Genomic DNA, 20,879 nt, shown 5'->3' on the forward strand with positions numbered 1-20,879 from the left:
GAGAATGGATCCATGCCCATCCTCAACAAGGACATGCAGCTCTGCATCTCGCTCGCCGGCCGCCCGTCGAACCTCGGCACGAGGTTCCACAACTTCCTCTACGACGAGCTCGGCCTGAATTTCGCCTACAAGGCGTTCACGACCGACGACCTCGAGGGCGCGGTGCGCGGCATCAGGGCGCTCGGCATCCGCGGATGCTCCGTGTCGATGCCGTTCAAGGAGGCGGTCATCCCGCTCATCGACGTGATCGAGCCCTCGGCCGCGGCGATCGAGTCGGTCAACACGATCGTGAACGACGGCGGGGTGCTGACCGGTTCGAACACCGACTTCGAGGCGATCGCCGAGCTCATCGCCGGCAACGACCTCGACCCCGAGCTGCGCGTGCTCGTGCGCGGCTCCGGCGGCATGGCGAAGGCCGTCGTCGCCGCGTTCCGCGATGCGGGATTCGACGACGTCACGGTGCTCGCCCGCAACGCGGCACTCGGCCGGGCGCTCGCCGCGCAGTACGGTTACCGCTGGATCGCCGACGACCCGGCGCCCGGCACGGCCGACCTCGTCGTGAACGTCACCCCGCTCGGCATGCAGGGGGCGGATGCCACGGCGCTCGCCTTCTCGGACGAACACATCGCCGCGGCATCCGTGGTCTTCGACGTGGTCGCCTTCCCCGCCGAGACGCCGCTCGTGCTCGCCGCGCGCGCCGCCGGAAAGACCGTGATCACGGGCGCCGAGGTGCACGCGCTGCAGGCGGCCCGGCAGTTCGAGCGCTACACGGGCGCGTCGATCACGCCCGAGCAGATCGCCCGCGCGGCCGCGTTCTCGCGTGCCGAATAGTCCCGTTGGTCGAAGAGCGCCCGACCGGCACTCGCTGGTTGAGGAACGCGCGACGCAGGAGCACGCGTCTCGAAACCCGGCGACCCTCACGACATGGTTTCGAGACGCGTCGCCGCTCCGCGTCGGCGCTCCTCAACCAGCGGGAGTGCGTCAGCGGTGCACGCGGTTGACCAGGGCCGTCCAGACGAGCGCCGCGGTCGCGCACGCGAGCAGCGCCACGAACACCCAGGGCAGCGCCGCAAGGCCGATCACCTCGTAGAGCGCGGCGCCCAGCAGCGCACCGCCGCCGATGCCCGTGTTGAACGCCGTCGTGTAGATCGAGGCGGCGGCGTCGCGGATCTTCGCCGACGCCGAGTGCAGGAGCCGAGTGTTGAGCATCGTCGGCAGCGCGCCGAACGCCGTGCCGAACAGCAGGAAACTCGCGAGCGACACCACCGGCTCCTCGGGGAACGCCGCGAGTCCGGCGGCGCCGAGCCCGGTGGCGACCATCGCGACGACGAGGCCGACCGTCGGCCGCCGCCCGAGGACGGCGCCGGCGAGCACGAGCCCCACCGCGCCGGCGATGCCGTAGGCGAACAGCATCGGGCTGATGGCACTCGTCGGCAGACCCATCACGTCGGTCAGGTAGGGCGTGATGTACGTGTAGAAGGTGTACATGCCGATCATGGTCACGGCCGTGATGAGGCACACCACGATCACGGGCACGAAGGTCGGGTCCCGGCGCACGCGTACCGGCGCGGCATCCGCCTCGCCCGCGTGGTGACGCACCGGTGGCAGGAAGCGCCAGACGAGCGCTGCGCCGAGCAGCGTCAGGCCGCCCATGGCGGCGAACGCGAACCGCCAGCCGAGCGCCTGCCCGAGCGCCGTGCCGAGCGGAACGCCCAGTACGAAGGCCATCGAGCCGCCCGCGACCGAGATCGAGACGGCGCGGGCGAGCTGCTCCTTCGGCACGAGATGGCCGGCGTACGCGCCGACGACCGCCCAGAAGAGTCCGTGCGCCGCACCGCCGAGCACGCGCGTGGCGACCACCGTCGGGTAGTTCGGTGCGAGCGCGCTGAGCACGCAGCTCGCGGCGAGCAGCACGAGGGTGATGACGATGAGCCGCCGACGGCCGACCCTGCGGGTGAGCGCCGCGAGCGGCACCGTCAGCACGACGACGGTCGCCGCGAACACGGTGACGAGGAGGCCGATCAGCGGCTCCCCCACACCGAGTTCACGGCTCATGTCGGGGAGGAGGCCGGTCGGCAGCATCTCGATCGTGACCGAGAGGAACACGGCCGAGGCGAGCACGATGAGCCCGAGCCACGGGAACGGCGGCGCAGGGTGCACCGTGGGGATCGACGAGGTCATTGGAGAATCCAGCAGCGGATGGCGCCCCGCGAGGGCGGCGGCGTGCGAGGCTTCGCGAGTGCCGGCGGCGGGTCGACTGCGCGCTGATGTGCGCGCCCAGGGTCACCGAGAATGCGACGACCGAGACCATCTTACGACGGGCGTGCGCGGCGAATAGGGTTGAGCTGTGAACGACGCAACACGTTCGGCCGAGCGGATCATCCGCCGATTCGCCCGCGAGACCAATCTGCTCGTCGGCGCGCGCCCGGTGCACGTGACCGGTGCGACGGAACCCGCAGATGCCGCCGCCGGTGCCGTCGCCGACGCGCTCGTTCGGATGCTGGCGGCCCTCGGCGCCCGTCCGATCCCGACCGCCGAGGTCGCCGGGCTCTCCGACGCCGAACGCACGAAACTTCTCGAGATCGAACTCGGCCATCCCGTCGACGACCCGGCCGCGGCATCGTTCAGGCTCGGCGGCCGTCACCTCGGCTCCCGTGGCGATGCTGCCGGCCGCATCGATTTCGCGGGTGCGCACATGCCGGTCTCACGACGGCTCGCCGACGAGCTCGCCACTCGCGGCACGGTACGGGGGATGCGGATCGGCATCGCGATGGTGCTCGAGCCCAAGACGGCGCAACTCGCGCTCATGCTCGCGGGCGCGGGCGCAGACGTCGCCGTGTACGCCCACCCCGACGAGACCGACCCCGACGTGGCGGCGGCGCTGCGGGAGCGCGGAATCCCGGTCGACGCCGACCCGACGCTCGCGGGCGCCGCCGAACGCGACGCGGCACTCGCCTTCCTCGCACGGGGGTTCGACGTGGTCATCGACGACGGGTCGCACCTCATCCGGCTCGCCCACGAGCTCGCCCCCCACCTCGTCGACGGCTGGATCGGCGCGAACGAGGAGACCACGAGCGGACTCACGCCACTGCGCCTCATGCAGTCCGGCGGCGTCCTTCGCACGGGGGTGCTCGCGGTGAACGACGCACGGATGAAGACCCGGTTCGACAACCGCTACGGCACAGGCCAGTCCTGCGTGTTCGCCATCGCCGACGTGCTCGATGAAGCTGGCGTGACCGTGCGGGACCAGCCTGCCCTCGTCATCGGCTACGGGCCGGTGGGGCAGGGCGTCGCCGCGCACCTCTCCGCGCTCGGTGCCGAGGTGCGGGTCACCGAGACCGACCCGGTGCGAGCGCTCGTCGCGGTGCACGACGGCTATGCGGTCGGCCGCGCCGACGAGCTCGGCGCCGACGCGCTGATCGTCTCGGCAACCGGCGCCGCGCACACGGTGTCGGGCGCGCTCGCACGGAACGCGCGAGTCGTGGCGGTCGCCGGCGGGGTGCCGCACGAGGTGGACCTCGCCGAAGCGCTCCTCGAGCCGATGCTCCGTGACGGTGAGGCGCTGCCCCACCTCGAGGTGCTGCGTCCGGGCGGCGCACTCGTGCTCGACCGTGGTGGCTGCATCAACATCACCGCCGCCGAGGGCAACCCCATCGAGATCATGGACTACTCCTTCGCCGTGCAGCTCGCCGCGGTCGAGCACCTCGTCGTCACGAGACCCGGCGCGGGCGTGCACCCGCTGCCGGCCTCGATCGACGACCGGGTCGCGCGCACTGCGCTCGCCGCTGCCGGCCTCGCCGTCGATGAACCCGGCGTCGCCCAGGTCGAGGCCGGGCACGACTGGCGGTCGCGTCGTTACGACCGCATGGGAGGCGAGCGGTGATCGGCGCGCCCGCGCAACCGGCCGGCGCGACATCCGACGCGGTCACGCTGTATTCGGCTCGCCTGGTGCTGCCCGTCACCGCACCGCCGATCCTCGACGGCGCCATCGCCGTGCGCGGCGACCGTCTGCTGCACGTCGGCGAGCGGAGGTGGGTGCTCCGGTCGCTCGCCGAGCGGGGCATCGCCGCGCACGAGGTGCATTGGCCCGGCATCCTCATGCCCGGCCTCGTCAACGCGCACTCGCATCTGCAGTACACCGGCATGGCTTCGGTGGGGCAGGGTCGCTACGACGGGTTCGACGACTGGGCGAACGCATTCAACCCGGTCTACGAGGCGGGCCGCGACTGGCCCGCCGATGCCGCGGCGGGCGCACGGCTGCTCCTCGAGCACGGAACGACCGCGGTCGCCGACATCGTGACGGATGCCGCGGCGGCGGGTGTGCTGCACGATGCCGGGTTGCACGGCATCACCTACTGGGAGGTGATGAGCTGGACCAACGCCGAGTGGGCTCGCACGGGACGCGCACAGGTCGAGGCGGCGCTCGATGCGCTGCCCGCTCCTCCCGGCACCGGGTTGTCGCCGCACGCCCCCTACTCGCTCGAGATCGTCCCCCTGCTCGAGATCCCCGACATCGTGCGCGAGCGGGGCAGCCGCCTGCACCTGCACCTCGGAGAGGCGGCGTTCGAGCGCGAGTTCGACCACGAGCACGACGATCCGTGGCACGGGCGCGAGCTCGGAAGCTTCCGCGAGCTGCGCGACGCCGGATTCGGCACGGGCGCGACCGAGTTCGTCGACCAGCTCGGCGTGCTCGGGCCCGACTGCCACATCGCGCACGGTGTGTACATGACCGCGCGCGATCGGGCGATCCTCCGCGCGCGCGGGACGAGCGTGGCGCTCTGCCCGCGATCGAACGCGGTGATCGGGCTCGACGAACCGCCGGTCGCCGCCTACCTTGCGGAGGGGAATCCGATCGCGGTGGGCACGGACTCGCTGTCGTCGAGCCCGTCCCTCGATCTCATGGCCGACGTGGCCGAGCTCGCCCGGCTCGCCCGCGCCCAGGGCTATCACACCCGCGACCTCGCCGAACGCCTGATCGCCGCCGCCACGATCGGCGGCGCCCACGCGATGGGGTTGGACGTCGGGGCGAACCGCACCGGGTACCTCGCCGTCGGCGCCCTCGCGGACCTCGCGTTCTTCGACCTTCCGGTCACGGATGTCGCAGAGACGGTGACCGACCTCGTCGAATCGGGCGCCGGCCGCGCAGCCGCCACGGTGATCGCCGGGCGCGTGCGCGCGACGACCGACCGATTCACCCGAGCGACCGGAGTGGTCACCGATGACTGACGACCGACCCGCGACCGCGAGGCGGCTCGACCTCGCCGCCCACCCCGAAGGCGGGTGGTTCCGCCGAACGTGGACGGGCCGAACGCCCGTCGACACCGACGGCGGTGCGCGACCCGCGGCGACGCTCATCCACTACCTCCTGACCCCCGGCGAGCACAGCGCCTGGCACGTGGTCTCGAGCGACGAGGTCTGGCTCTGGCACGGGCCGGGGGCGCTCGAACTCTCACTCGGCGGAACCGGCGAGCGGCCGGTCGCGCCCCCTGCCGTCGCCCGCACGGTGCTGCTCGGACCGGACCCCGCCGCCGGCCACGTCGCGCAGTGCGTCGTGCACGCCGGCACCTGGCAGTCGGCCCGCCTCGCGGGGCATGACGAGGTGCTCGCGAGTTGCCTTGTGTCGCCCGGTTTCGATTTCGCCGACTGGCGACTCGCCGACTGACTTAGGCTTGACCGGCGACCAGTCGCTCACTCACCCCGTCACAGCATCAGGAGACGCCCCATGACTCTTTCGCGAGCACTTCGCCGCGCGGCGGTCGCCGCGACCGCAACCGCCGCGGCCCTCGCGCTCGCCGGCTGTGCCGCCGGCGGGTCCGATGCCCCCTCCACCGACGATGGCGGGTTGCAGACCCTCACCGCCGGCAAGCTCACCGTCGCGACCGGCGATCCCGCGTTCGAGCCGTGGGCCGTCGACAACGACCCCGCCAACGGCGAAGGCTTCGAGTCCGCCGTGACGTACGCCGTCGCAGCGGAGCTCGGCTTCGCCCCCGACGACGTCGTCTGGGTGCGCTCGACCTTCGACAGCGCGATCGCGCCCGGCCCGAAAGACTGGGACCTCAACATCCAGCAGTTCTCGATCACCGACGAGCGCAAGCAGGCGGTGGACTTCTCGAGCCCCTACTACACCACGACGCAGGCGGTGATCGCGACGGCCGATTCGCCTGCCGCATCCGCCACCTCGCTCGACGAGCTGAACGACGTGAACGTGGGTGTCGCGAGCGGAACGACGAGCTTCACGGTCGCCGATGCGGCCCTCGACACCGAGCTGTCGGTCTTCAACTCGAACGAAGACGCCGTGCTCGCGCTGACGAGCGGCCAGATCGATGCGTTCGTCATCGACCTGCCGAGCGCCTTCTACCTCACGTCGGCCGAGATCGAGGCGGTGTCGTCGTCGGCCAGTTCGCCGATGCGGCCGGTGGCGACGAGTTCGCCTTCGTGCTGCCGAAGGACTCCGCGCTGACCGACCCGGTCAGTGCGGCCGTCGACGCGCTTCGCGAGTCGGGCGAACTCGCCGAGATCCAGGCGGAGTGGCTGAGCGACGCGGTCGACGTTCCGGTCCTCGACTGATCAGGCTCACCCGATGAGCACCGGAGCGGCGGAGGCCGCGTGGCAGCCGAGCGAGCTCGAGCTCTCGCGACGGTCCGTCCGTCGGCGTGCCTCCACCCGCTCGGTGGTCATCGCACTGATCAGCACCGTCGTCTTCGCGGGGGTGATCGGGCTCGCGCTCGTCGGTTCGCCCGGCTGGGCGGTGGTGCAGCAGACCTTCTTCAACCTCGAGATCGGCATCGAGAGCTTCCCCGCGATCCTCGCCGGACTCTGGGTGAACATCCAGGTGCTCGTCGTCGCGGCCATCGGCGTCGCCGTCTTCGGCACGCTGCTCGCCGTGCTGCGGTCGCTCCGCGGGCCCGTGTTCTTCCCGTTGCGCGCACTCGCGACGGGCTACACCGACCTGTTCCGCGGAATGCCGCTGCTGATCGTGCTCTATCTCGTCGGCTTCGGCATCCCGGTGCTCGACATCTTCCCCCGCCTGCCCGCCGTCGTCTGGGGCACGATCGCGATCATCCTCACCTACTCGGCGTACGTCGCCGAGGTGCTTCGGGCGGGGATGGAGGCGGTGCACCCGTCCCAGCGCATGGCCGCGCGCTCACTCGGCCTCACGCACGCGCAGACCCTGCGGATCGTCGTCATCCCGCAGGGGATCCGGAAGGTCGTGCCTGCGCTCATGAACGACTTCGTCTCGATGCAGAAGGACGTCGGCCTCATCTCGGTGCTCGGCGCGGTCGATGCCGTCCGCGCGGCGCAGATCGAGGTCGCGCAGAGCTTCAACTTCACGCCGTACGTCGTGGCGGGCCTGCTGTTCGTGGCGATCAGCTGGCCGATGATCCGTCTCACCGACTGGGCTTCGGCGCGACTGGCGGCACGTGAGCAGAGCGGAGGGGTCGTATGACCGTGCTCGAGGTACGGGGAGTGCGCAAGCGCTTCGGCGACCACGATGTGCTGCAAGGCGTCGATCTCGAACTCGACGCCCACGAGGTGGTCGTGCTCATCGGAGCGTCCGGATCGGGCAAGTCGACGCTGCTTCGCACGATCAACCTGCTCGAGCGCGTCGACGACGGGCAGATCCTGCTCGGCGGAGACGACATCACCGATCCGGGCGTCGACGCCGACCGTGTGCGCGCCCGTATCGGCGTCGTGTTCCAGCATTTCAACCTCTTCCCCCACCTCCGCATCATCGACAACGTCACGCTCGCGGCGCGACGCGTGCACGGCATGCCGAAGGACACTGCTCATGCACGCGGCCTCGAGCTGCTCGGCTCGCTCGGGCTCGGCGCGAAGGCGCTCGACTACCCCGACCGGCTGTCGGGCGGCCAGCAGCAGCGGGTCGCGATCGTCCGCGCGATCATGACCGATCCCGAACTGCTGCTGCTCGACGAGATCACGAGCGCACTCGACCCCCAGTTGATCGGTGAGGTGCTCGACCTCGTGCGGCAGCTGAAGTCGACCGGATCGACGATCCTCATGGCCACGCACGAGATGTCCTTCGCCCGCGAGGTCGCCGACCGCGTGGTCTTCATGCAGGGTGGCCGCATCGTGGAGTCGGGCCCGCCCGAGCAACTCTTCGACGCCCCGGTCGAGCCGGCGACCGCCGAGTTCCTCGCCCGCGTTCGACACCATTGAGGTGACGGGGCGCGGCGCGTACGCACGGCCCGGGCCCTCCACGCGACGACGCGCCCGGAGCGACGACGCAGACCCCGCAAGCTGCGTCGCCGAAGCTCTGCGCGGATTGGGCTCGCAGGGATCCTCCTCCACAGGCTGGACCCACGGTCGGCTCCCACCACTTCTCGAACGAATCCCGTGTTCGGCTCCCTCATCGCTGGCATCCTCGACCTGACAGGCGCAAGATGAAGGAGTGATCGAGTTGAACGAACCGCAGGTGTGGACCCTCATCGGGGTGTTCGCGGCCGCACTCTTCGGGGTGATCACCCTCGTCACGACGATGTTCGTGCGGGTGATCCGCAGCGAGATCGGCGGCCTCCGCGGCGAGATCCTCGCAGAGATCGGGGTCGTCAGCCGACGCATCGACGCCCTCGACCGCGACGTGCAGGCGCTCGTGAAGCACACCTTCGGCATCGACCGCGGCTGAGCGCTACGCGAGTCTCGATACGCTCCTGCGTCGCTACTCGACCGACGGTGGGCAAGTAGACTGGCACGGTCAGGCATTCGCCCCGCGGCATCCGCCTCGCCGCCGTCTTCTGGAGCTCGCCACTCGTGACCATCAATACCCCTTCCAACATCGCTGCCGCTTCGACAAGCTCAGCGAACGCCGCCGCCCCGGTGCTCGACACCGTCGAGGTCGCGGCCACGACTCCCGAGAAGGAGCAGCCGTACGCTGCGCTGGGTCTGAAGCCCGACGAGTACGAGCGCATCCGCAACATCCTCGGGCGCCGCCCGACGAGCGCCGAGCTCGCGATGTACTCGGTCATGTGGAGCGAGCACTGCTCGTACAAGTCGTCGAAGATCTACCTGAAGCAGTTCGGCAAGAAGGTCACGCCCGACATGAAGAAGCACCTGATGGTGGGCATGGGCGAGAACGCCGGAGTGCTCGACATCGGTGAGGGCTGGGCCGTCACCTTCAAGATCGAGTCGCACAACCACCCCTCGTACATCGAGCCGTTCCAGGGCGCCGCGACCGGCGTCGGCGGCATCGTGCGCGACATCATCTCGATGGGCGCGCGCCCGGTCGCCGTCATGGACGCGCTGCGCTTCGGCGACATCAGCCACCCCGACACCGCCCGCGTCGTGCACGGAGTGGTGAGCGGCATCAGCTTCTACGGCAACTGCCTGGGCCTTCCGAACATCGGCGGCGAGACCTGGTTCGACGGGGTCTACCAGGCCAACCCGCTGGTGAACGCCCTCGCGGTCGGCGTGCTGCGTCACGAAGACCTGCACCTCGCGAACGCCAAGGGCGCGGGCAACAAGGTCGTGCTCTTCGGCGCCCGCACCGGCGGCGACGGCATCGGCGGCGCGTCGATCCTCGCGTCCGACACGTTCGCCGAAGGCGGCCCGACCAAGCGCCCCGCAGTGCAGGTCGGCGACCCCTTCGCCGAGAAGGTGCTCATCGAGTGCTGCCTCGAACTCTTCGCGGGCGACCTCGTCGAGGGCATCCAAGACCTCGGCGCCGCCGGCATCTCGTGCGCGACCAGCGAGCTGGCCTCGAACGGCGACGGCGGCATGTCGATCGTGCTCGACGACGTGCTGCTGCGCGACCCCACGCTCACGCCCGAAGAGATCCTGATGAGCGAGAGCCAGGAGCGCATGATGGCGATCGTGAAGCCCGAGAAGCTCGAGGGCTTCCTGAAAGTCGTCGAGAAGTGGGACGTCGAGACGAGCGTGCTCGGCGAGGTCACCGACACCGGCCGGCTGAGCATCATGTGGCACGGCCAGGAGATCGTGAACGTCGACCCGCGCACCGTCGCCGTCGACGGCCCGGTCTACGAGCGCCCCGTCGCCTACCCGACGTGGATCGACGCGCTGCAGGCCGACACCGCCGCGAAGCTCGATCGCCCCGCGACGCCCGACGAGATCCGCGCGCAGTTCCTGCAACTCGTGGGCTCGGCGAACCAGGCCGACGCCGCGTGGGTCACGAACCAGTACGACTCCTACGTGCTCGGCAACACCGCGCTCGGCGCGCCCGACGACGCCGGCATGGTCCGCGTCGACGAGGAGTCGGGCCTCGGCGTCTCGGTCGCGACCGACGCGAACGGCCGCTACTCGCAGCTCGACCCGCGCCAGGGCGCGAAGCTCGCGCTCGCCGAGGCGTACCGCAACGTGGCCGTGACGGGCGCCGTGCCGATGGGCGTCAGCGACTGCCTCAACTTCGGCTCCCCAGAGAACCCCGAGGTCATGTGGCAGTTCTCCGAGACGGTCGAGGGTTTGAGTGACGGATGCCTCGAGCTCGGCATTCCCGTCACCGGCGGCAATGTCAGCTTCTACAACCAGACCGGTGACGTGCCGATCCACCCGACGCCCGTCATCGCCGTGCTCGGCGTCATCGACGACGTCGCCCGCCGCATCCCGAGCGGTTGGCAGGACGACGGCCACAACATCTACCTGCTCGGCGACACCGCGGCCGAGCTCGACGGCTCCGCCTGGGCGGGCGTCGTGCACCGGCACCTCGGCGGGCGCCCGCCGGCCGTCGACCTCGCCGCCGAGAAGACCCTCGCCGAGTTGCTCAGCGCGGCGGCCGTCGAGGGCCTCATCGACTCGGCGCACGACCTCTCCGACGGCGGTCTCGCGATCGCCCTCGCCGAGGCGGTGTCGCGCTTCGGCGTCGGCGCCCGCGTGTTCCTGGGCGAAGTGCTGGCCGACGCGGAGATCGACCTCGCGACCGCGCTCTTCAGCGAGTCGACCGGTCGGGTCATCGTCACGGTCCCCCGTGAAGACGACGTCAAGTTCCGCGGGCTCTGCGAGGGCCGGGGCTACCCGGTCCGTCGCATCGGCGTGACCGACGCCGCCTCCGGCACCCTCGAAGTGCAGGATGCGTTCACCGTCTCGATCGACGAGCTCCGCACCGTCAACCGCGCCCCGCTCGCCGACGCGTTCGGGCCGGTCGTCGGGTACTGACCGGCGGTCGAGTCATGTGCCTCGATACGGCGCTGGCGCGCCTACTCGACAACCGGAGGATTGAGGCCCGATGACCGAACCCGAGCGGTACACCGACGCGTACGCGTCGACCCACGGACGATTCACGGTGGTGCCCGCGGCCTACGTGCTGCTGCGCCGCGGTGACGAGGTGCTGCTGCAGCTGCGCCGGGGCACCGGGTACTACGACGAGCACTGGGCGTCCGGCGCCGCGGGCCACGTCGAGGCCGGCGAGTCGCTGCTCGCGGGCGCGGCGCGCGAGGCGAGCGAGGAGCTCGGTGTCTCGGTCGAACCCGGCGCGCTCGAACTGCTGACCCTCATGCACCGCACCGACGGCAGCGGCCGCCCGATCGAGCAGCGCTTCGACGTGTTCTTCGAGGTCGGCGAGTGGACGGGCGAGCCGCGGCTCCTCGAGACCCAGAAGGCGGCGGCGCTCGAGTGGTTCGCCCTCGACGCGCTGCCCGAGCCCGTCGTCCCGCACGAGCTCCGGGTGCTCGAAGCCCTGCGCGACGGGCTCCTCGAGCCCGTCACCCTCTTCGGGTACTGAGCGCAACCGCCAGACGACGAACGACAGGAAGCACACCGACATGAACGACTTCGCCTTCTACGGCATCCTCTTCGCCGGCGCACTCGTCCTCTTCGCCGTCATCATCTTCATCGGCGTCGTGATCCGCGCGATCAAGGCACCCCCGGGCGAGCGCATGCGCGAGGCGTTCCGGCTGCGCCCCCCGGTCGACGACGAGGACGAGGACGACCGGTCCGACCCCCGCAGCTGAGTCTCAGCGCAACGCGCTCGAGCATCGCGCCGAACGGGATGCGCGCCGGTCGCGGTAGATTCATCCCATGGAACTGTGGACGCTCCTCGTCGTCGTCGTCGCCGTGCTCTGGCTCGGCGCGCTCGTCTACGTCGCCACGCAGATCTTCGGCAACGCCCGGCTCAACGAGCTCGAGAAGTGGGTGTGGGTCATCGCGCTCGTCTGCTTCACGCTGCCCGCGGCCCTCGTCTGGTTCATCCTCGGCCCGCACCCGTTCGGCATCCGGCTCAGCCGCGAGCTGCGCTGAGCCCGGGCCGCGCACACCGCGACTCGGCTCGCCTCAACCCCGCCGCACCTCCTGCCAGAGCGAGGCCCAGTCCTCGGCGCTGAGCCGTCCGGGCAGCACGTCGCGTGCGAGGCCTCGCCGGGCCAGCCACGACTTCGCCTGCGCCGCGCCCATCGGCCTCGGCGTCCGGGTGAGGATCTGCGCCATGCCGCGCCCGCGCCCGCGGAACGCCGCCGCCACGAATCCGCAGTAGCCGCGCCGCTCGGCCGCCTCGACGAGCGGCTCCGCACGGCGCCGCACACTGAAGAGCCCGCCGTCGACCGCGGGCACCGGCCGGAAGGCCCGCGCCGGCACCCGCCCGTCGAGCGCGAATTCGAACCACGGCGCCGACTGCGCGGTGAGCAGGCTCGAGCCGCCGACGCCGCACCGCCGCCGCGCGACCTCCCACTGCGTGAGCAGCACGGCGTTCGTCCAGCCGGGGCGATCGAGGAGCGAACGCAGGATCGCGGTCGTGAGGTGGAACGGCACGTTGCCGACGACCACGTGCGGCGCACTCGGATACCGCCAGCGCAGCACATCGGCCTGCTCGACGGTGACACGGGCGCCGAACCGGCGCCGCAGCGAGGCGACGCGACCGGGGTCGAGTTCGAGTGCCGTGAGCGGACGGCCGAGGCGCGCCAGCGGATCGGTGAGGGCGCCGCCGCCGGCGCCCAACTCGATGATCGGGCCCCGTGTCTCGTCGACGAGACCGACGAGGCGATCGATCGCGCCGCGATCGACGAGGAAGTTCTGCCCGAGCTCCTGCCGGCCGCCGTGGCCGGTCGGGACGGGATGACGGGTGGACGGGTGTTCGCGTGTGCGCAAGGTTCTGCTCCGCTGCCGAAGATGGTCGGCCGGGTACGCGTGATCGCACCGCGGCCATGGTCATGGCCGAGGCGGAGAGACGTGGATGATCGGGTCGCTCCGCCTCAGGCGGTGCGGGGCCGCGCGATCATCATCGTGGCGAATTGGCTACACACGAGCATCGACGGTAGCAGAACTTCGCGCGCGTTCGGCGTTCAGCTGCCGCCTGGCGGGTCGACCAGCAGCCCGACGCGGTCGTCGAGATAGCGCCCGAGCTCGGCGAGCGCGCCCGTCTGGCCGGGGTTCCAGCGCACGCGCACGGTCTCGCCGTCGAACACGATCGGTCCGGATGCCCCGGTGCGCGCGAGCTCGTCGAGGTCGACCCCCGGCGCATCGAAGTTGACGGTCTCGCCCTCGGCGATGCCGCCCTTCACCGCGGCTGCCTGCCAGCCCCGGTGCTCGGCGACGCTCGCCGCGAGCACGCTGCGCCGGGCGGGCCGCTCGGCACGCACCACATGCCCGGTCGCGTGCAGTGCCCCGTCGGGGGCGAGCAGCAGCACCCCGAGCCGCCAGACGCGCCCCCGATGAGCCATGCGCGCGGCACGGGCGACGCCCAGCACGGGCTTCGGCTGCACCAGTTCGGCGAGCACCTCGTCGCGGGCCCGCGCGGCGGCGAGGCGGGCGGCTGCGTCGGCGAGCGACGCACGGAGTCGATCGATCGGATCGCTCGGCGTCGGCCCCGTGGCATCCGTCATCGTGCACCGCCTCGCGGTGCCGGCGTGATCGCGAGAGCACGGGCCGTCATGCTCCCATATTCCCGCGATCGCCGCCCGGGTGGAAATCTCCACCGGTTCAGTGGTGCGGGCGGCGCCCCGGCGCGACCCCGATGCGCACGTGCTCGCCCGTCGCCGCCGCGGCGAGGGCGAGATCGAGCTCGTCGAGGGGGTACGTCGCACCGACGAGTTCATCGAGGGGCGTCGAGCGCCAGGAGCGCTCGAGGAACGCGACCGCGCGGGCGAGCTGCTCGGGCGCGGAGTTGTGCACGCCGGTCACGGCGACGAGGCGTCGCACGACGGTCTCGGGATCGAGCCGCACCTCGGTGCCGGGCGAGACGCTGCCGACGAGCACCGCGACCCCGCCGACGCCCAGCGCGGCGATGGCGGTGCGCACGGCGGACGCCGCTCCAGAGGCTTCGACGGCGATCAGCAGCTCGGGTCGCCCCTGCGCGGCGAACTCGGCGAGCACCGAGTCGAGATGCTCTCCGTCGCCGGGCACCGCCGAGGGGTCGACCGTTCGCGCGCCGAATCGGCGGGCGAGCACCCGCCGCGAGGCATCCGGATCGGAGACGACGACCTCGGCGCCCGCCTCGCGCGCGATCGCGGCGACGCTGAGGCCGACCATGCCGCCGCCGGTGACGAGCAGCGGCGCCCCGGCGAGCGGCACGTGCGCTGCGGCCGCGTCGAGCGCGGCCACCGCCGTCGCCGTCGCGCACGAGGCGGGCGCGGCGACGAGCGCCGGCAGCTCCTCGCTCACGCGAACGACGGCCGTGCCCGCTCTGAGCTGCACGTGCGTGGCGAAGCCGCCCGAGAGCTCCCAGCCGCGATGCACCCGCTCGTGCCCGTACTTCGCGAGCGTGCGGCACTTCTGGACGAGGCCGCGGCGGCACCGGTCGCAGTCACCGCAACTGACCGCGACCGACCAGACGACGCGGTCGCCGAGTTCGAGCGGGGCACCGTCGGCACGGACCGCTCCGTCGCCCACGGCGACGACCCGTCCGACCTGCTCGTGTCCGAGCACGAGGGGCGCCTGCGCCGGCCGGTCTCCGCGCACGGTGTGCACGTCCGAACCGCAGACCGTGGCGAGCTCGACCTCGACGAGCGCCTCCCCCGCCGAGAGGTGCACCCCCGGCGCCGCGAGCGCCTCGTGCGCTCGGCCCGGCTCGTTCCAGACCATCGCGATGGGCGACGGCCTGAGGATCAGGTCGGGACCGGCGACTCGCACCACCGTGTGCATCCCGGCCCTACTCGCCGTGCAGGCCGAGCAGCGCGGGCAGCTCGGCGATACCGTCGATGACGGCGTCGGCGCCGGCGGCCTCGAGCGCGTCACGATCGTGCGCACCGGTCAGCACGCCGACGACGAGGCCCGCGCCCGCGGCGACCCCCGATTCGACGTCGCTCACCGTGTCGCCGACGACGACCATCGCCTCGACCGCCCGCGCCTCGGTGCGGAGCAGCGCCGTGAGGGGCAGGTCGGGGTACGGGCGGCCCCGGCCGGCATCGGCGGGCGAGAGCGCGAGGTCGGCGAGGCCGTGCCAGTCGAGTGCGTCGAGAATGGCGTCGCGGGTGACGGGCGAGAATCCGGTGGTGAGCACGACGGATGCCCCGGCCTCGCGCAGGCGCTCGATGACGCGTGCTGCGCCCGGGATCTCGGCGACGCCCTCGCTCGCCACGAGCTCGGCGTAGGCGCCCTCGAACTCGGCGTTCGCACGCTGCGCGGCCGCCTCGTCGCCGTTCGCGAGCACGCGGAACACCTCGATCTTCGACTGCCCCATGGTGTCGCGCACGTAGTCGATCGCCTCGGCGAAGTCGTCACCCGAGGCGATGCCGCTGCGTTCGGCGGCGAGCGCGAACGCCCGCTCGACCACGCCGTCGTCGGCGACCGTGGTGCCGGCCATGTCGAGCACGATGAGCTCGATCTCGCCCTCCACGTCGACGTCATCGGGATCGCCGAGTTCGGCGAGCTCGTCGAACTCGGCCGATTCGTCTGCGGAGAGCCCCTCGGCGGGGTCTGCGGAGAGGTCGGTGTCGGTGGTCATGATCGGCCTTTCTCGGAGGTGGTCTGCGGTGAGCCGAGCGCGAGGCCGACGACGTGTTCGGCGAGGCCGAGCCCGCACGTCATGCCGACGCCGGTCGTCGCGGCGGCGAGGTGCACGCCGGGTTCGGGCTGCTCGACGAGGAACTCCTCGGGCCCGCTCGCGTAGACGCCCTGCCAGCGTTCGAGCACGCGGGGGCGCGAGACGCCGAAGAACGTGCCGGTGATCTCGAGCAGCGCCTCGAAGGCGGCCTCGCTCTGGAACGGCGCGACCGTGGCGCCCCGGGAGTGGGTGTCGCCGACGATGAGCGATCCGTCGGGCAACTGCGTGTACATCTGGTTGAGGTCGAGGGCGGCGAGGTCTGGGCGTTCGGCATGCAGCCGCTCGCGCAACCGTTGAGCCGCCGGGGTCGCCGCGAACGCGCCGTAGCGCACGAGCGACCAGCCGGTGAGCACCGGCGCGGCGAGGGGCGCCGCAAGGCCCGCATCGACGCGCAGCATGTCGAGCCCGCAGCGCACGATGCCGCGCTCCTCCGCGAGCTCGGGGAACAGCAGGTCGAGGTCGTGGTTCACCGCGACGACGATCTCGCCGGCGTCGATCGGCCCGCGGCTCGTCTCGACCCGTCCGGTGCCCACCCGGCCGACCGCGGTGCGGCGACGGAATTCGACGCCGCCGCGTTCGAGGTGCGCGGCGATCGTCGCGATCGCCTCCCGCGGGTTCGCCTGCAGGTCGCGCGGCAGGAGCGCCCCGCCGACCGCTGTGCCAGGTGCGAGCGGGATGCGCGCCTCGGCCTCCGGCGCGTCGAGCAGCACCACCTCGTCGTCGCCGCGCAGCGCGGCGAGTTCGGCGAGCACCGCGAACTCGTCGTCGTGACGGGCCGCGACGAGGGTGCCGGACTCGCGCAGCCAGACCCCCGCGTCGCGGGCGAGCCCCAGCCAGAGCTCGCGCGAGTCGAGCGCGAACTCGCGGGCGGCGCCGTGCTGCGGGGTGAAGCAGAGGTGGCCGAAGTTGCGGATCGAGGCTCCGCTCGGCTCGCTGCCGCGCTCGATCACGACGACCCGCAGGCCCCGCCTGTGCGCGGCGAGCGCCGCCCCGAGACCGACGATGCCCGAGCCGACGACGGCGACGTCGTAGCCGGCGATGTCGCGCACGCCCCGGCCGGCCGCGCCGCTCACCGGAACACCCGCCGCATCCACATCGCGAGGCTCTCGACGACGAGCACCGTCGCGAGGATCATCAGCACGATCGCGGTGACGACCTGGTAGTTCGAGCCCTGGCCGGCGTTCAGCAGGTAGTAGCCGATGCCGCCGCCGCCGACGATGCCGAGGATGGTCGCCGCCCGGATGTTCGTGTCGAGCAGGTAGAAGCTGTGGCCGATGAGCGCCCGGGTGCCCTGCGGCACGGTCGCCGAGGCGTACACCTGCGCCCGGCTCGCGCCGGTCGCCCGGAGCGCGCGCTCGGGCCCCGCCTTCACCTCCTCGAAGGAGTCCGCGATGAGCTTGCCCGCGAGGCCGATGCCGCCGAAAGCGAGCGCGAGCGTGCCGGCCTGCGCGCCGAGCCCGGTGATGACGATGAGCACGATCGCGAGGATCACCTCGGGGATGCCGCGGATGACGACGAGGAGCAGTCTCATCGAGGTGCGCGTGGTTCCGTTCGGCGCGACGTTGCGCGCGGCGAGCGAGCCGACGAACACGGACACGACGAGCGCGAGCAGGGTCGCGGCGAGCGCGATGCCGATCGTCTGGCCCATCGCACCGAACATCGTCGCGGCGTCGTAGTTGCCGAAGTCCGGAGGCCAGAACTGCACGGCGATCGCGGGCACCTTCGCCCAGAAGGTGATGAGGTCGCCCCACTGGATGTCGCAGATGAGCACGCTGCCCACGACGACCGCGAGCGCGGCCCAGCCCCAGGCGGTGTTGCGGATCCGCACCGCATCCCACGGGCGGCGGAGGGCCGCCTCGAGCGAAGTTCCCGCCGGTCGAGGAGCCGACGATGGAGGCGTCTCGAGACCGGGTCGCGAGGTCTCGAGACGCTGCGCTCCTCGACCGGCGGAGGCACGCCCCACGCGCCGAGCGAGCCGCGCCCCGAGGCTGCGCCCGGTCGGCGCCACGCCCAGCATCGCCGAGCGCACGATGCTCGAGACGATCTCCATCACGATGCAGAGCGCGAACATGACGAGGGCGATGCCGAGCCCGAGCGAGTAGTTCAGCGATTTGAACGCGAACGACATCTCCATGCCGAGTCCGACCACGCCGACGTAGCCGAGCACGACCGAGCCGCGCAGGTTGATGTCGTTGCGGTGCAGCACCGTTGCGACCCAGGAGGGCAGCACCTGCGGCAGGATCCCGCTGGTGAACTCCTGCCACGTCGATCCGCCAGCTGCACGGATCGCACGCCTGGGCCCCTCGTCGATCTGCTCGATGGCGTCGGCGAAGAGCTTCGAGATCATGCCGATCGAGTGGATGCCGATGGCGAGGATGCCCGGCAGCGAGCCGAGCGAGAACATGAGCACGAAGACCATGGCGAGCACGACGTCGGGGATCGCGCGGGTCAGCACCGTGACGAAGCGCCCGAACGCCTGCAGGCCGCCCCCGGGCGTCGTATTCGACGCGGCGAGGTAGGCGACCGGCACCGAGATCACGGCGGCGAGCAGGGTGCCGCAGAGCACGAGCCCGATCGTGAGTGCGGTCAGGTAGAGCAGCTGCGCCGGCTCGGGGAAGCTGATCGGACCCACCCGGGCGAAGAAGCGCTCGGCGTTGCCCCAACTCTCGATCATGTGCGGGATCGAGATGCCCGAGTCGGCGAGCGCGATGATCGACGCGACCACGATCGCCACGAGCGTGAGTGAGGCGGCGATCCGCTCGGGCGAGCGGCCGCGTTTCGGCGCGCGCTCGGCCACCGAACGGGCATCGGATGCCTCGGCGGGCCGCCGTGACGGTGCGACGAGGGTCGACATCAGCCCGCCCGGTTCTCGCCTGCGGCCACGAGCGGCGCGGGCGCGGCGGAGCGCTCGGGCGCCGCGGCATCCGCGGCGCCGAGCTCGTCGACGAGCTCGCGTTCGATGGCCTCGAGTTCGGCGGTCGCCGTCGCGACGCGACCGTAGATCTCCATGACCTCGACTTTCGAGAGCCCCTCCGCCGGGGTGTCGAGCACGACCTCGCCGTGGCGGAGCCCGACGATGCGGTCGCCCCACGAGAGGGCGAGGTCGACCTGGTGCAGGCTGCAGACGACGGTGAGCCCGGCGTCCATGGCGATCTCTCGGATGAGTGCCATGACCTGCTCGCTCGACTCGGGGTCGAGCGAGGCGACGGGCTCGTCGGCGAGGAGGATCTCGGGGTCCTGCATGAGGGCGCGGGCGATCGCGACGCGCTGCTGCTGACCGCCTGAGAGGGTGTCGGCGCGCTGGTACGCGCGGTCGAGCAGGCCGACCCGGTCGAGGTGGCCGAGGGCGGTGAGCTTCAGGCGCCTCGGGTAGCTCCAGAGCCCGAGCCGCGGGCCGCGAAGCTCGGCGAGTGCTCCCGTGAGCACGTTCTCGAGCACGGTGAGCGAGGGCACCAGCTCGAACTGCTGGAAGACGAAGCCGATCCGGCTGCGCAGGGCCCGGAGGCGCCGGCCGGTGAGGCGCGGCACCTCCTGGCCGAGCACACGCACGGAACCTGCGGTCGGGGTCTCGAGGCCGTCGAGGTGCCGGAGCAGCGTCGACTTGCCCGAGCCCGAGAGGCCGAGCAGCACGACGATCTCTCCCCGCTCGACCCGCAGCGCGGCATCCCGCAGTGCGACCGTCGAACCGAACGACTTCGTGAGCCTCTCGACGTCGATGACGACCGAATCCTCGTTGCCGACTGGGCTGCTCATCCGATGCTCCGTCTTCCGTTTCCGTGTTCCGTGCGCTCCGACCGGTGCTCAGTGCTTGGCGTCAGCCCTGGCACTGCTCCGCTTCGGTCTTCTCGCAGATGTCGCGGATGGTGTCGTAGTACTCGTCGTCGACCGGCAGCGTCGCGAAGAACACGCTGCGGAAACCCTCGCTGTCGGCCGACTCGACGCCTGACTCGATGATCTCGTCGATCGTGACCTCGCCGAGGATCTCGGTCAGCTGGGTCTTGAGCTCCTCGGGAAGGGTGTCGGAGACGACGATCGGCGCGCCGGGCACCATGGTCTCGGCGATGACCTCGACCTTGTCGCTCTTGACGACCTCGCTGTCCTCGGCGAAGCCCGCCTCGCACTCGACGCCCTCGCCGGTCTTGGTGACCGAGACGTCGTGCTTTCCGGCGAACACCGGGGTGACGTCGGTCTTCGGGTCGACGTCCTCGTTCAGGAGGTTGTAGCTCGGGAAGAGGTAGCCCGAGGTCGACGACGGGTCGACGAAGCAGACCTTCTTGCCGGCGAAGTCCGCGAGCTCCGTGATGTCGCTGCCCTTGGGCACGATCGCCTGCGAGTAGTAGCCGGGTTCCTGGCCCTCCTCGGTGATGATCGAGGAGATCGGGGTGATCGCGGCGCCGTTGTTCGTCGCGGTCACGTAGGTGAAACCCGAGAAGCTCGCGACGTCGATCTTGCCCGCGACGGCGGCCTCGATGAGGGCGGCGTAGTCGGTCGACTCGTGGTACTCGACCGTCTTGCCGGTCTCGGCGGCGAGGTAGTCCATGAGCGGCTGGTAATTCGTCTCGGTGTCGACCGAGTCGGGCACGACGCCGAAGACGAGGGTGTTCTCGTCGACCGCGAACTTCGCGCCCGAGCCGCCCGCCGCCGAGTCGTCGGCCGATGAGGGCGACGCGCAGGCCGCCAGGCCGAAGGTGAGCAGGGCGGCCGCGGCGAGCGCGGGCCAGGCCGTGGTGTTGAGCTTCATCGGAAACCTTTCGTGACCGCTGCGCCCGGTGCAGGCGCATGCTGTGTGTTCCGATGGCTCAACGTACGCAGCGGTCGCCAACACCCGGCGGCGGCGCGGTTACCGGGAGGTGAACCCCGTACGGCGCGTGCGCGCGGGTCGCCCGGGTCGCCCGGGTCGCCCGGGTCGCCCGGGTCGCCCGGGTCGCCCGGGTCGCCC

General features: G+C 71.5%; 22 protein-coding genes. 13 read left to right on the plus strand and 9 right to left on the minus strand.

Annotated features, from left to right (window positions below; all coding sequences use genetic code 11):
* Nucleotides 1-12: 12 nt before the first annotated feature.
* On the plus strand, nt 13-831 hold the full coding sequence (locus H516_RS0105910) for a shikimate 5-dehydrogenase (protein ID WP_022888798.1): 819 nt from the start codon (nt 13-15) through the stop codon (nt 829-831).
* A gap of 150 nt (nt 832-981) precedes the next feature.
* Here H516_RS0105910 and H516_RS0105915 read toward each other — a convergent pair whose 3' ends face one another.
* Entirely contained in the window at nt 982-2,181 is a 1,200-nt protein-coding gene (locus H516_RS0105915; RefSeq protein WP_022888799.1) for an MFS transporter, read from the minus strand.
* A gap of 166 nt (nt 2,182-2,347) precedes the next feature.
* On the opposite strand from H516_RS0105915, the gene H516_RS18655 reads away from it, so the two are divergent.
* From H516_RS18655 to H516_RS0105970, 12 genes are all read left to right on the plus strand, one after another.
* Nucleotides 2,348-3,883, plus strand: coding sequence for an adenosylhomocysteinase (locus H516_RS18655; protein WP_022888800.1), 1,536 nt, complete (start codon nt 2,348-2,350; stop codon nt 3,881-3,883).
* Nucleotides 3,880-5,226: an amidohydrolase family protein gene (locus tag H516_RS0105925; RefSeq protein WP_022888801.1), complete on the plus strand. Its 1,347-nt coding sequence runs from the start codon at nt 3,880-3,882 to the stop codon at nt 5,224-5,226. Before H516_RS18655 ends, H516_RS0105925 begins: the two co-directional genes overlap by 4 nt.
* Entirely contained in the window at nt 5,219-5,662 is a 444-nt protein-coding gene (locus H516_RS0105930; protein ID WP_022888802.1) for a cupin domain-containing protein, read from the plus strand. Before H516_RS0105925 ends, H516_RS0105930 begins: the two co-directional genes overlap by 8 nt.
* Nucleotides 5,663-5,722: 60 nt before the next feature.
* Nucleotides 5,723-6,460, plus strand: coding sequence for an ABC transporter substrate-binding protein (locus tag H516_RS20905; protein ID WP_342663196.1), 738 nt, complete (start codon nt 5,723-5,725; stop codon nt 6,458-6,460).
* On the plus strand, nt 6,436-6,567 hold the full coding sequence (locus H516_RS22870; protein WP_342663197.1) for a type 2 periplasmic-binding domain-containing protein: 132 nt from the start codon (nt 6,436-6,438) through the stop codon (nt 6,565-6,567). The genes H516_RS20905 and H516_RS22870 overlap by 25 nt, the downstream gene beginning before the upstream one ends.
* A gap of 13 nt (nt 6,568-6,580) precedes the next feature.
* On the plus strand, nt 6,581-7,447 hold the full coding sequence (locus H516_RS0105940) for an amino acid ABC transporter permease (protein WP_022888803.1): 867 nt from the start codon (nt 6,581-6,583) through the stop codon (nt 7,445-7,447).
* Nucleotides 7,444-8,178: an amino acid ABC transporter ATP-binding protein gene (locus tag H516_RS0105945; protein WP_022888804.1), complete on the plus strand. Its 735-nt coding sequence runs from the start codon at nt 7,444-7,446 to the stop codon at nt 8,176-8,178. Before H516_RS0105940 ends, H516_RS0105945 begins: the two co-directional genes overlap by 4 nt.
* 232 nt (nt 8,179-8,410) lie before the next feature.
* Nucleotides 8,411-8,644, plus strand: a complete 234-nt coding sequence (locus H516_RS0105950) for a hypothetical protein (RefSeq protein ID WP_022888805.1) — start codon at nt 8,411-8,413, stop codon at nt 8,642-8,644.
* A gap of 191 nt (nt 8,645-8,835) precedes the next feature.
* Nucleotides 8,836-11,124: a phosphoribosylformylglycinamidine synthase subunit PurL gene (gene purL, locus H516_RS18665; protein ID WP_022888806.1), complete on the plus strand. Its 2,289-nt coding sequence runs from the start codon at nt 8,836-8,838 to the stop codon at nt 11,122-11,124.
* Between the two features lie 70 nt (nt 11,125-11,194).
* The gene (locus H516_RS0105960) at nt 11,195-11,689 is read left to right on the plus strand and encodes an NUDIX hydrolase (RefSeq protein ID WP_022888807.1); all 495 of its coding nucleotides are present in this window, start codon (nt 11,195-11,197) and stop codon (nt 11,687-11,689) included.
* Nucleotides 11,690-11,729: 40 nt separating this feature from the next.
* Nucleotides 11,730-11,918, plus strand: a complete 189-nt coding sequence (locus H516_RS0105965) for a hypothetical protein (RefSeq protein WP_022888808.1) — start codon at nt 11,730-11,732, stop codon at nt 11,916-11,918.
* Between the two features lie 67 nt (nt 11,919-11,985).
* Nucleotides 11,986-12,204, plus strand: a complete 219-nt coding sequence (locus tag H516_RS0105970) for a hypothetical protein (protein ID WP_022888809.1) — start codon at nt 11,986-11,988, stop codon at nt 12,202-12,204.
* Nucleotides 12,205-12,237: 33 nt separating this feature from the next.
* On the opposite strand, the gene erm is transcribed toward H516_RS0105970, so the two are convergent.
* From erm to H516_RS0106010, 8 genes are all read right to left on the minus strand, one after another.
* The gene (erm, locus tag H516_RS0105975; RefSeq protein ID WP_022888810.1) at nt 12,238-13,047 is read right to left on the minus strand and encodes a 23S ribosomal RNA methyltransferase Erm; all 810 of its coding nucleotides are present in this window, start codon (nt 13,045-13,047) and stop codon (nt 12,238-12,240) included.
* 194 nt (nt 13,048-13,241) lie between these two features.
* The gene (locus H516_RS0105980; protein ID WP_022888811.1) at nt 13,242-13,781 is read right to left on the minus strand and encodes a hypothetical protein; all 540 of its coding nucleotides are present in this window, start codon (nt 13,779-13,781) and stop codon (nt 13,242-13,244) included.
* 97 nt (nt 13,782-13,878) lie between these two features.
* Nucleotides 13,879-15,039, minus strand: a complete 1,161-nt coding sequence (locus H516_RS0105985) for an alcohol dehydrogenase catalytic domain-containing protein (RefSeq protein ID WP_022888812.1) — start codon at nt 15,037-15,039, stop codon at nt 13,879-13,881.
* A 7-nt stretch (nt 15,040-15,046) separates the two neighbouring features.
* Nucleotides 15,047-15,841, minus strand: a complete 795-nt coding sequence (locus H516_RS0105990; protein ID WP_022888813.1) for a phosphonatase-like hydrolase — start codon at nt 15,839-15,841, stop codon at nt 15,047-15,049.
* Entirely contained in the window at nt 15,838-17,034 is a 1,197-nt protein-coding gene (locus H516_RS0105995; RefSeq protein ID WP_022888814.1) for a TIGR03364 family FAD-dependent oxidoreductase, read from the minus strand. The genes H516_RS0105990 and H516_RS0105995 overlap by 4 nt, the downstream gene beginning before the upstream one ends.
* On the minus strand, nt 17,010-18,794 hold the full coding sequence (phnE, locus tag H516_RS0106000; RefSeq protein WP_022888815.1) for a phosphonate ABC transporter, permease protein PhnE: 1,785 nt from the start codon (nt 18,792-18,794) through the stop codon (nt 17,010-17,012). Before phnE ends, H516_RS0105995 begins: the two co-directional genes overlap by 25 nt.
* Nucleotides 18,794-19,693, minus strand: a complete 900-nt coding sequence (gene phnC, locus H516_RS18670) for a phosphonate ABC transporter ATP-binding protein (RefSeq protein WP_022888816.1) — start codon at nt 19,691-19,693, stop codon at nt 18,794-18,796. The genes phnE and phnC overlap by 1 nt, the downstream gene beginning before the upstream one ends.
* A gap of 61 nt (nt 19,694-19,754) precedes the next feature.
* Nucleotides 19,755-20,681 carry a phosphate/phosphite/phosphonate ABC transporter substrate-binding protein gene (locus H516_RS0106010; RefSeq protein ID WP_022888817.1) on the minus strand — a complete coding sequence of 309 codons (927 nt, stop codon included), beginning with the start codon at nt 20,679-20,681 and terminating at the stop codon, nt 19,755-19,757.
* Nucleotides 20,682-20,879: the final 198 nt, after the last annotated feature.

It is taken from the genome of Agromyces italicus DSM 16388, assembly GCF_000421545.1.
GTDB lineage: Bacteria > Actinomycetota > Actinomycetes > Actinomycetales > Microbacteriaceae > Agromyces > Agromyces italicus.